At 48.6% G+C, this 747-nt stretch carries 1 protein-coding gene; it reads right to left on the bottom strand.

Annotated features, from left to right (window positions below; translation table 11 throughout):
- Window positions 1–33: 33 nt before the first annotated feature.
- On the bottom strand, window positions 34–480 hold the full coding sequence (locus ACESTR_RS16300; protein ID WP_015546434.1) for a type II toxin-antitoxin system VapC family toxin: 447 nt from the start codon (window positions 478–480) through the stop codon (window positions 34–36).
- Window positions 481–747 lie beyond the last annotated feature (267 nt).

Below are 747 nucleotides of genomic sequence, written 5' to 3'. Positions count from 1 at the left end.
TTGCACCGGAACATTTAAACTCAATATACGGATTCAGGCATCCGGCTCTTTGAGTACCTTCAGGAACTCCTCTGTAGTGAGGGCTTGGCCGCCCTGTGCTGCAATTCTTTTTTTGAACCTATCGTCATTTGTGATCACGGTCAAAGCGTTCTTAATGGCTGTTTCCCCGATAAGGGCATCCTGGATATGAACCGGATTGCCTCCTTCCAACTTCCGAATCAAATCGCTGCCGTCGCTGATCCTCGCTTCACCAATTCTGGAAACCCCGATACAAAACGATTCCGTCGGAAGCGTATGAACCCCTATCGATGCCATGCACTGAAGTAGTTGAGTCCGTCTTTGCTCATTCCGGCATGCTGCCAGTTCATCTTTCTGTATGTGTGTAATATATATTTTCACACGCTTACGAATAAGAACCGAAACGTCGAGACGACCTGCGATGATATCGTCGAAAACATTCGAATCAAAGATTACTCTCATAGGTATTGCTGTTTAAGTATAAAAATCAGGGACGAAATATCACCGGGGTTAACATTCCGGGATGCATCCTGTCGCGGAAAGAGCGGCTCAAAGACATAAGAATCAGATGCCGGGGTTGTCGGCAGGAAGTGCCGCAGAGGGATTCAGACGTTCTTTAAGGCGCGTATTGCGCTTCAGCACGGATACGTTGCGGACGGCATAGGCCAGAGCTTTCGCAGCACCGAGCAGGACGCAGATCTTTTTGGCCCGGGTGATACCCGTATAGAT

Source organism: Alistipes sp. DJF_B185 (genome assembly GCF_964250025.1).
Classification (GTDB): domain Bacteria; phylum Bacteroidota; class Bacteroidia; order Bacteroidales; family Rikenellaceae; genus Alistipes; species Alistipes finegoldii.
Note: the sequence above shows the minus strand (reverse complement) of the source record. Positions and strands in the feature narration are given on the sequence as shown.

What these genes read in the sequence shown, in the direction of transcription:
- ACESTR_RS16300 (WP_015546434.1), bottom strand. Translation starts at nt 480, where the DNA reads ATGAGAGTAATCTTTGATTCGAATGTTTTCGACGATATCATCGCAGGT.